This is a genomic window from Paenibacillus glufosinatiresistens (assembly GCF_031470375.1).
Classification (GTDB): domain Bacteria; phylum Bacillota; class Bacilli; order Paenibacillales; family Paenibacillaceae; genus Paenibacillus_AQ; species Paenibacillus_AQ glufosinatiresistens.
This window is the reverse complement of the sequence record NZ_JAVFHT010000014.1, coordinates 96,128-105,860: the sequence shown is the minus strand read 5'-3', so window position 1 is coordinate 105,860 and position 9,733 is coordinate 96,128. Positions and strand designations below refer to the sequence as shown.

Genomic DNA, 9,733 nt, shown 5'->3' with positions numbered 1-9,733 from the left:
CTGAATATTGTTTGAGCTTCTGCCCTTTAAACGCCATAAAAATGCACCCCTTAGATTTTATCGGAATAACCAGGGGGGTTTTCCAATGTCTATTCTAAGGGGTGCACTTCACGCGATGTGCAGGGGGTTTTTGGCAGGAAGGGCTAGGCCTCTATTTAGTGCTCAGCGTCAGCTTCTGGGCTGCGGCGTCGTACTTCCAGGAGACCGACGGAAATGCCTGATGGAACGCATCGACCCGAATGAAGGTCTCGTTGTCGGCGATCATCGCCTGCTTCGCCGTGACGCTGAACCCGTAGGCCTTGCCGGCTCCGTTGGTGACGACGACCTTGCGGTTCTTGGCGTCCCAGCTCAGGTCGGATTCCGCCAGAGAAGAGAGAACGGCGGCGGAAGCGTAGACGGCGTTGTTCTGCTTGATGAGCCCGACATTGCCGGCAAAGGCTTTGCCGTTGACGTCCAGCACCCGCCGGTCGCCCTTCAGTTCAATCGTCTTCATCCCGGCGAGCTGAAGCGCGGTGACGAGCTGGGCCGTCTTGTTGGTGACATTGAAATCGGGCATCAGCCCTTCGTGATTGAAATCGACCTTGTTCGGCGTCAGATAGCGCTCGGTTGTCAGCTTAAGCTCGCCGCCGTCGGTCAGATCGAACAGGCTCTGAATCCGGGCTTTGCCGTAAGTGCGGGAACCGACCACGGTAGCGAGATGATTGTCGTGAAGCGCGCCTGTAAGCGCTTCGGAAGCGGAAGCGGTATAGCCGTTAGTCAAAATGACGACGGGAACGCCGATTTTGCTGCCGTCAGTAATGGTAACCGGCGTCAGCGTGCCGCTGTTGTCCGCCGTGTACATCATCAGACCTTTGTCCATGAACTGCTTCACAATATTGTAGGCGGAATCCATGTAGCCTCCCGGGTTATCGCGCAGATCCAGAACCATCGACTTCATGCCGGCTTGGCGCATCGTCTTGAGCGCTGCGGCGAATTCCTCGTCGGAATTCTGCGTGAAGCCGTTGAGCGAGATATAAGCGGTTTTGGAAGCGAGCATGGAGGAGGTTACCGAAGGATAATTAATCTCCTTGCGGGTGATGACCACCGACTTCTGAGCGCTGCCGCGCTTGACCAGCAGCGTCAGCTTCGTCCCGGAGGTGCCGGACAAGGCATCGCCCTCCGCTTGGGCGACTGGAATTCCGTTGATCTTCAGCAGCACGTCGCCGCGCTTGAGGCCCGCCGTATCGGCAGGAGAGCCGGGCAGGATCGACTCGACATAGATGTCCGAAGAGGTGGCCGACAGCGTCACGCCGATGCCGACGTATTCCAAGGCGAGCTGATGCTCCAGATCGGCGGTCTCTTCCTTATCGAAATACTGGCTGTAAGGGTCGTCCAAGGAATCGACCATGCCGTCGATGGCGGCCCGGATCAGGCTCTGACGGTCGACGGCCGTGAGGTTGTAGGTTTCGATATACTCCATCACTTCATTGATAATGTCGGTATCGGACGAAGCCTTGGCCGCTGCCGCAGCCGAAGATGAAGGAGCGGCAGCGTCGGCCGCTAGGGCAGCAGGCGCCAGTGCCAGAGAGAAGGACAGAATGCCGCCGAAGAGGGCGGAGGTCAATTTTTTCATGGGGAACCTTCCTTTACGGATTGATGAATGCGCTAATGATCTGACGGAAGCCAGTAGATGTCGTCAATGGTCCATGTGCCGTCAGCCTGGCGGGAGAGAACCAGCATGCCGTGCTTCTGAACCGTTGTTCCGGCATCTTTGTCCGTAAAGCCCAGTTCAACATAAACGGCCGCTGCGCCCAGGCCATAATAATAGATATGGGATGCCGTCAGGTCAAACGCTAGGTTGCTCGTCCCAAAGGCTTCGGTAAAGCTTCTCTTCAAGGATTCCCGGTAGGTGTCGCTCTTGGAGGTGAACACCTTAAGAAGGCCGTTGGTATCCTCGTTATTCAAGTATTGATAATAGCTCTGAACCGTCGCGTCGATGAGACTGCGGTCGCTCGCGGGAATCTCGGGCGAAGCCGAAGCCTGCTCTTGGGTAAGCAGCACCTCGGAATTCTGAAGCGTCAGCTTATAAATCTTCCAATACCCGTCCACCTTCTTCAATTCGTACACGTACGTGTCCCTGTAATCCGGCTGATAGCTCCCACTGACACGGGTCGTCGTCTCTACAGTCTGTACCGTCGCTTCGTCGTTTTGAATCCGGAGCACTTCAAGACTGTTGACGGTATAGTTCAGGTTGTAGGCTGCAAAAAACTCCTCCACCGTCTCAAGCTCGGCTTCCATCGGCGAACCCTCCACCACCTTCATGCGAAGCAGCTTCGGAATTCTTGTATTGTATGCCCCGACGAACATGCGGACCTGCGCGGCGACCAGGGCGGATTCTTCGCGGTCGCTTCGCGCCTCCGTGATCCGGACAGCCGAGCCGTTCCAGGTTACGGTGCCGCCGGTCGCTTCCCCGACCAGGCGCAGCGGGATGTAGACGGTACCGCCGCGGTTGACGGGCGCTTGCGCCAGTCTGTGGACCGTACCGTTCACGACGGCGCGGTTGCTGCCGACGGCCAGAGCGAGCTGCACTTCACCGGAGGTGCCGGTAAGCTTGCCGGAGGCGGGGTTCCAGCCGATCTTTAGACCGAGCTGCTCGAACAGTCCCCGGAAGGGAACCATAACGGTCCCGTCCTGCATATAAGGCCGGCCCGATGCGAAGATGACCGGCTTGCCGTCAATATACACGGAAATGGTCTTCGAGGGGGCGGCTGCCGCCGGAGCGGCCGACGCCGCTGCCGGCGCTCCGGCGAGCAGGGCGCACGTCAGAAGTGCGGCGGCCGGGTAGCCTTTAAACTTCAAATGTTCTCTCTCCTTCTATAATCTATTTATGTTGTCAAAAATAGGATCATTATATCACTAGAGCGGTCTTCCTGTCCATGAGACTTCAGACGAGGAAGGATTCGCGCACCCGGTTCCAGAAGGGAAACGGCCGGTAGCGGGCAAAGCTGACCTGCTGGCTGGATACCTGACAGCGTACCGAGACCAGGTCGTCTACCGGAATATTGAGGTGGTCCACGGTCAGCATAAGACGCTGCTCCTTGCGCGAGAAGATGTCGCAATGATGATGCTTGGGGAGCAGCAGCGGCGAGCCCATGGTCCGGAAGACCCGGTTGTTGATCGAGGCGATTTCGGCGATCTGCAGCGCCTCAATGGACGGGTGAACCATCGCTCCGCCCAGACTCTTGTTGTAGGCGGTACTCCCGGAAGGCGTGGAGAGACAGAGCCCGTCGCCCCGGAACATCTCAAACGTCACATCATTGATATCCACCTGGATGACGACGGTTCCGTCCACGCCCTTGAGCGTGAATTCATTCAGGGCAATATGGGCCGAGGACCCGGTCTTCTTGTGGATCTCCAGCTCCAGCAGCGGATATCTGACGATTCGCGGCTTGTTCGGGTTCTTCCCGGTTCCGCTCATGTAATCGACCAGCAGCGGCAGCTCGTCCGCCTTCCAGTCGGCATAGAAGCCGAGATGGCCGGTGTGCACGCCGACGAAGGCAAGGCTGGAAATCCGGTCGATAAACATGTGGAAGGCATGCAGCATGGTGCCGTCTCCTCCGATCGACACGACGATCTCGGGGTTGTCGGCGTCCAACTGCATGCCGCGTTCCGAGGCCAGCTTTTGGAACTGTCGGCTAAGCTCGACCGAGAGGTCGTCGCCGCGGTCCAGCACATAATATCTCAACGTAGATTGGCTCCTTTGGCAATTGTCTTATACCGATCATAATCAATCCGGCGTCTGAACACAATGTACCTGAAGCCGAAAAAGCCTTCGCTCCCGGGCGGCGCGCCCCCTCCGTCTAATGCCGTCCGATTCGCCGCGCCGCCCCGCGGACGATCCCGATGGCGCCTGCGGCTGCGAGCGCGGCGGCCGCCGCGCCCGCCCCCAGCAGCACGGCGGCTGCAGCCGAGCCCGCCGCGCCTCCGCCCGTAAGTCCGGCCGCAGCAGGCGACCAGACCGGGGCCGCGCCGCGAAGCGGCTCCCAGAGCAGCAGCGCGAGCGAAGCCGCGAGCAGCCCGTGGGCGAACCGCGCGGCCAGGAAGGGCAGATAGCGGAGGCCGGAGCCGCTCAGGATGCTTGCCACCTGGGCATGGACTGACAGTCCGCCCCAGGACAGCACGAAGGCAGCCGCCGCTGCCCGGTAGGGAAGGGCGGCCTGCGCTTCGCCGGCCAACCGCGTTCCCAGCGTGACCTCAAAGACGCCGCCGGTCACGGCTTCCGCCAGGCCGGAGGGAAAGCCGAGCAAATGAAGCAGCGATCCCGCCGCTCCGACCAGCAGCTTCAGAATGCCTGCCAGGTCCATCAGGGTCATCAGGACGTTGAAGAATACAACCAGTCCTCCAACGACCATAATAAGCTGAAGAGAGGACGCGACCGCGCCGCTCAGCAGCTCGCCGAAGCTGCGCCCGTCCTTGAGCCGCGCTTCCCGCATGGCGGCGAGGGCCTGCCGCAGCCGTCCCCGCGAGCCGGCAGCGGATTGTTCACTCCCGCCGGCGCTGTGCGCCGGCTCTGCGCGGCGGGGCCCGGCGGCTGGCGTCCGGCTGGCCCGGTCCCGTCTTCCGTGGAATCGCATCAGGAGGCCGATGAGCAGGCCGCCGCCGTAATGAGCGGCCGCCAGCAGCACGCCGAGCGAAGCATCCCGGAAGAAGCCGACGGAGACGGCTCCGAGCAGAAAGATCGGATCGGAGGAGGTGGTGAAGGCCACCAGGCGCTCTCCCTCCTCCCGGGTCACCAGCCCCTGCTCGCGGAGCTTGGCCGTCAGACGGGCTCCTACGGGATAGCCTGACACATAGCCCATGGCTGCCGCGAAGCCCCCGCTGCCGGGGATGCGGAAGAGGGGACGCATCAGGGGGTCGAGCAAGGCCCCGAACAGATGCACGACGCCGAGGCCCAGCATCAGCTCGGACATGACGAAGAAGGGAAAGAGCGAAGGGAACAGCACTTCCCACCAGACGGCGACCCCGCGCAGAGCCGAAGCCAGCGAAGCGCCGGGGAAGGCCAGCAGCAGCAGCATGCAGGCGGAGAGGACAGCTGCCAGCAGGGCCGTCCCGAATTTCTTGAGCTTCATCGTACACGCCTCCCGTCCAGATGGTTAGTTCTATGCGCGGGAAGGGACAAACAGCACAGAAATTCATCGGGGAAGCGCTTGCAAAGGCGGGTGCTTTTTAACAAGATTTGTGATAAAATAAAAATAAGTCAACCGGACTTTAGGCCGCTTGAATTTTCAGGGATGGAGTGATGGTGATGAGTGTTGTTGCCGGTGTCCTTGTTTGCGCTTTTGTGTATGTCATCCGGGCCTCCCTTGTCTCCCCCGGCGATGAGGATTGGCGAACTTATTGAATAGCTCGGACGCTGAACCGCGTGTTTGGCGTCTTTTTTGTTCATTGGGCATTAAGTCCCTCCTTTGGTATAATAGGAAGGTCTGAAGAACGACAGAAGAAAGGCGGCCTTATAGGATGAATTCGGCATCAAGTATATATGACAATCTGGGCGGTGCGCAGCGGCTGCAGGAGCTGGTGGAGGCCTTCTATGCCCGTGTCCAGCGGCATCCCGATCTCGCACCGCTGTTCCCTGCCGATATCCGGCCCGTCATGGAGAAGCAGTTTCAGTTCCTGAGCCAGTTCTTCGGCGGACCGGCGCTGTTCTCGGAAGCCCACGGTCATCCGATGATGCGGGCCAGGCATCTGCATGTGCCCATAACCGAAGCGCGGGCGGAGGATTGGCTTGGATGCATGGCCGGCGCCCTCGGCGACATCGGGGTTGAAGAGCCGCTGCGCTCTTTTATCGTCGCGCGGCTCTCCGGACCGGCGCGGCATTTTGTTAACCGTCCGGACGAATAGGTCCGGACGAGGAAAGGAATGAGGTCATGACGGCCATGGAACCCCTGTACAGCATTACCGTCGAGTGCTGCCAATGCGAGCGGGAATTCACCACTTCGCGGGTCAGACCGAGCCTGAAGCGGGCGTACCGCCAGGATGCGGACTTCTGCTGCTATTACAAAGAAGAGAACCCGGATTATTATGTGGTGCGGGTGTGCCCCCACTGCGGATTCGCATCCACGGAGAATTCGGCGGACAAGCTGGCGGACTGGCAGCGCCAGGCGTTCCGCGATCAGATCGGAAGCCGGTGGTCGTACCGCAGATTCGAGGGCAAGCGCAGCTGGGAAGAGGCGCTGGAGACCTACAAGCTGGCGCTTGTCTGCGCCCAGTGCATCCGCGACAAAGACAAGATTATAGCCAGTCTGCTTCACCATATCGCCTGGCTGCACCGTTACCGGGACGACGCCGTTCAGGAGCAGCGGTTCCTCCGGTTCGCACTGGATTCCTATGTTCAAGTGTTCGAGAATGACGATGCGCAGGGCAATGACGCGCGGCTGATGTTCCTGATCGGGGAGCTGAACCGGAGAATCGGAGAATTCGGCGAAGCGGTGAAGTGGTTCTCGCGCGTGGTCAATGACCAGCGCATTATGGATTCGGCCATGATTCGCGCTTGCAGAGAGCAGTGGGCCCTTCTGCGGGAGCAGATGCGGGGCATGGAGAGCAACCCGAATCAGGTGCCTGGCTAGAACGGGAGGCGCGCGAGGGCGCCGGGAGAGGGGAAGGCGGCGGCCGCAAGCCGCGCTGGAAGAAGACGCGCTTCCTGCCGGGGCCTCAGCGGCCCCGGTTTTTTTGAACCCGGAAGCTTAGCGTACAGCCTGATCGAACAGCAGATAATCGCCGTCCGTATCCACGACAACCGGTCGGGCGCTGCAGCAGGGAAAGACCAGCAGCTTCTTCTTGCCTTCGCGGATCGCAATCAACTCTTTGGGCTTCATCGGCAAAAGCACATTCTCCCGGCCGCAGAACGGACAGGAAGGTACATAGACATCGCCCAGGAGAATGTCGTAAGGCCAGGCATGACTGAATGGAATCATGGCTGTTCCTTGTTTTTTTTGGCCAGTTCGGCTATCTTTTGCAACAGAACGTGCTGGGGCATATGCATAAGATGCTCAATCGGCACGCCAAGCTCTTTGGCGAGCGCTATAGCCGTTTCCGGCGAAATCTGAAGTGGACGCATGGGTGTAACCTCCCTTAAGAATAAGGATGTGTACTTCACTTTACCACGGATGAAGCCGTTCGCAAAATCAAATTGACACAAAGGAAAGTGATGAACCATGAAACAACCCCTGTCGCTCACCTGGAATCTGGATTCTTTGTATCCCGGCGGGTCCGCTTCTTCCGAATTTGAACAGTTTCTGTCCGCTCTTGAAGCCGATGCGGCCAAGCTGGCCGATGAAATCCGGAATGCCGGCGTTCCCCGGAACGCTGAAGAGACACAAGCGCTTGACGGCATAATCGGGCTGCTGCAGAGCTGTTCGGGACGTCTGACGCAGGCGGCGGAATTCGCCGAGTGTCTGGGCGCGCAGAATCAGCAGGACAAAGGAGCGGTCCGCCTGACGAGCCGGGTCTCCGGCTTGCGGGCCCGATACGAAGGAGCGGTCTCGCAGTTCGAGAATCTGCTCCGCCAGACCGCAGACGACGTATGGTCAGCCTGGATCGCCCGCCCCGAGATTGCTCCGCTCGCCTTCGTGCTGAGCGAGAGCCGGGAGCAGGCCCGGGAGAAGATGAGCCCCGAGCTGGAGAGCCTGGCGCTGGAGCTGGCGGTCGACGGTTACCACGGCTGGAGCGAGCATTACGAGACCATTGTTGGAGATATCCGGATTCCGTTTGAAGACAAGGACGGGACCGTGAGACAGCTCTCCGCCGGGCAGGCGTTCAACAAGCTCTCCGACGGCGACGCTGGGGCGCGCAAGGAGATGTTCCGCAAGTGGGAAGAGGCTTGGGGCGAAGCGGCCGATTACTGCGCCGATACCCTGAACCATCTGGCCGGATTCCGGCTGAAGCTCTACGAGCGCCGGGGCTGGGACGACATCCTGAAGGAGCCGCTTGGCCTGAACCGGATGAGCCGGACGACGCTGGACCGGATGTGGGAAGTCATTGCGGCGAACAAAGGGATGCTGGTCTCCTACCTGGAACGCAAGGCGAAGCTGCTCGGCTTGGAATCGCTGGGCTGGGAAGATGTCGACGCGCCGGTCCGCAGCGTATCCCGCACGATTCCCTATGAGGAAGCGGCGAATGAGATCGTCGCCCAGTTCCGCAAGTTCAGCCCCCGAATGGCGGACTTTGCCGAACTGGCCTTCAACGAGGACTGGATCGAGGTGGAAGACCGCGCCGGGAAGCGTCCCGGGGGATTCTGCGTCTCGTTCCCGGAGAGCGGCGAATCCCGGATCTTCATGACCTACAGCGGCACGCCGTCCAATGTGGCGACGCTGGCGCATGAGTTGGGCCATGCCTATCATTCGTATCTCTTGAAGGATCAGCCGGTGCTGAACCAGAATTACGCGATGAACGTGGCCGAGACGGCCTCGACGTTCGCGGAAGTGATCGTGGCCGATGCCCAGGTGAAGGCGGCCGGCAGCCGGGAAGAGAAAATTGCCCTGCTGGAGGAGAAGATTCAGAACAGCGTAGCCTTTTTCATGAATATCCATGCCCGCTTCCTGTTCGAGACCCGGTTCTACGCCAAACGGCGGGAAGGCCTCGTAAGCGCGGAAGAATTGAACGCTCTGATGGAAGAAGCGCAGAAGGAAGCCTTCAACGGCGTGCTGTCCGGCTACCACCCGCATTTCTGGGCCTCGAAGCTGCATTTCTACATTACCGGAGTGCCGTTCTACAACTTCCCTTATACGGTGGGCTATATGTTCAGCACGGGGTTGTACCGGCTTGCTCTGCAGGAAGGCCCTGCTTTCGCGGACAAGTACGATGCGCTGCTTCGGGATACCGGCGTCATGACGCTGGAAGACCTCGTAGCCAAGCATCTGGGCGTCGATTTGACCCGGCCGGATTTCTGGCAGGGCGCTGCCGACCTGATTGCGGAGGATATTGCCGAATTCCTGCGGATGACGGAAGATGCCCGCTAAAATTTTGCACGTTCACGAATAACACGAAGGGGACCCCGGTCTTGCACCGGGGTCTTTTTTGCTGTTCATTTGTCGGAACTCCTCGATTGCAGAGGAGCTAAAAGGAGAGAAATACGGGATTTCGTTCTCTATTAGGAATAATAAACCATTTTTGTTGAATGCTGTTGTAAGGACTGTTAGCCTACTCTATAATGAGTCTCGGGACTTATATAAGCGATTCATACGAATTCAAGGGGGAAAAACGATGCTCGCAATAGAGCAGCTTTCACTGGCAAGACAGTTGGATCTGGTATTCAAGGAATTGGACGAGGAATTGGGCGGGATGTCCTCCGGCACGGTGTTTGTGCAAATACGCAATAATGTCGTCGGCAAGTTCGGCATCCGCCATAATCCGCTGCCTGGACGAGGCGGGAATTTCGATTCCGGAGAGGAAGGATTGAGCGGAATTCAGCGGGCCTCCTTCCGGGCGCTGGCGCTGGAATCCCTCAAGCTGAAACAGCGCTGGACCCACGGAGAAATCCAGTATGATTTCTCGCTCCGGCAGGGCATGCTGACGGTCGACGCCACACTGGAGTCGAATTATAACATGGCTAATCTGCTGATTCGCCAGCCTCGCGAAGGGCAGCGCGGCGCCGCGAATCCTTCCTGCGGGTAACGGAGAGAGGGAGGAAAGAGGTTCCCGCTCGCGCTAAAAGGCCTTTCGTCCTCCGCGTGAGGGGAGAACGAAAGGCCGGAAT

Annotated in this window: 11 protein-coding genes; 4 read left to right on the top strand and 7 right to left on the bottom strand. The window is 59.4% G+C overall.

Translation table 11 applies throughout. The annotated features are described in order from the left end of the window. Positions 1-151: 151 nt before the first annotated feature. The 5 genes from RBI05_RS14670 to RBI05_RS14650 form a co-directional block, all read right to left on the bottom strand. A complete protein-coding gene (locus tag RBI05_RS14670) occupies positions 152-1,612 on the bottom strand; it encodes a S41 family peptidase (protein ID WP_310551651.1) in 1,461 nt (486 codons plus the stop codon). A 32-nt stretch (positions 1,613-1,644) separates the two neighbouring features. After that, positions 1,645-2,838 carry a copper amine oxidase N-terminal domain-containing protein gene (locus RBI05_RS14665; RefSeq protein WP_310551650.1) on the bottom strand — a complete coding sequence of 398 codons (1,194 nt, stop codon included), beginning with the start codon at positions 2,836-2,838 and terminating at the stop codon, positions 1,645-1,647. Between the two features lie 85 nt (positions 2,839-2,923). Continuing rightward, the gene (locus tag RBI05_RS14660; RefSeq protein WP_150456271.1) at positions 2,924-3,724 is read right to left on the bottom strand and encodes an NAD kinase; all 801 of its coding nucleotides are present in this window, start codon (positions 3,722-3,724) and stop codon (positions 2,924-2,926) included. Positions 3,725-3,839: 115 nt separating this feature from the next. Further along, positions 3,840-5,108 carry a sporulation integral membrane protein YlbJ gene (ylbJ, locus tag RBI05_RS14655; protein WP_310551649.1) on the bottom strand — a complete coding sequence of 423 codons (1,269 nt, stop codon included), beginning with the start codon at positions 5,106-5,108 and terminating at the stop codon, positions 3,840-3,842. A 128-nt stretch (positions 5,109-5,236) separates the two neighbouring features. Then, a complete protein-coding gene (locus RBI05_RS14650) occupies positions 5,237-5,425 on the bottom strand; it encodes a hypothetical protein (RefSeq protein WP_191089413.1) in 189 nt (62 codons plus the stop codon). Between the two features lie 71 nt (positions 5,426-5,496). Here RBI05_RS14650 and RBI05_RS14645 point away from each other — a divergent pair, with 71 nt between their 5' ends. Next, positions 5,497-5,880, top strand: a complete 384-nt coding sequence (locus tag RBI05_RS14645; protein WP_150456269.1) for a globin domain-containing protein — start codon at positions 5,497-5,499, stop codon at positions 5,878-5,880. A gap of 26 nt (positions 5,881-5,906) precedes the next feature. After that, positions 5,907-6,605, top strand: coding sequence for a DUF2225 domain-containing protein (locus tag RBI05_RS14640; protein WP_150456268.1), 699 nt, complete (start codon positions 5,907-5,909; stop codon positions 6,603-6,605). A 117-nt stretch (positions 6,606-6,722) separates the two neighbouring features. Here RBI05_RS14640 and RBI05_RS14635 read toward each other — a convergent pair whose 3' ends face one another. Then, entirely contained in the window at positions 6,723-6,953 is a 231-nt protein-coding gene (locus RBI05_RS14635; protein ID WP_150456267.1) for a hypothetical protein, read from the bottom strand. After that, positions 6,950-7,096, bottom strand: a complete 147-nt coding sequence (locus RBI05_RS14630; RefSeq protein ID WP_150456320.1) for a YycC family protein — start codon at positions 7,094-7,096, stop codon at positions 6,950-6,952. Before RBI05_RS14630 ends, RBI05_RS14635 begins: the two co-directional genes overlap by 4 nt. A gap of 97 nt (positions 7,097-7,193) precedes the next feature. On the opposite strand from RBI05_RS14630, the gene RBI05_RS14625 reads away from it, so the two are divergent. Then, positions 7,194-8,996 (top strand): M3 family oligoendopeptidase, encoded by a 1,803-nt coding sequence (locus tag RBI05_RS14625; protein WP_310551648.1) that lies wholly within the window; start codon positions 7,194-7,196, stop codon positions 8,994-8,996. A 244-nt stretch (positions 8,997-9,240) separates the two neighbouring features. Next, positions 9,241-9,651, top strand: a complete 411-nt coding sequence (locus RBI05_RS14620) for an O-methyltransferase (RefSeq protein WP_310551647.1) — start codon at positions 9,241-9,243, stop codon at positions 9,649-9,651. The last annotated feature ends 82 nt before the right edge of the window (positions 9,652-9,733 follow it).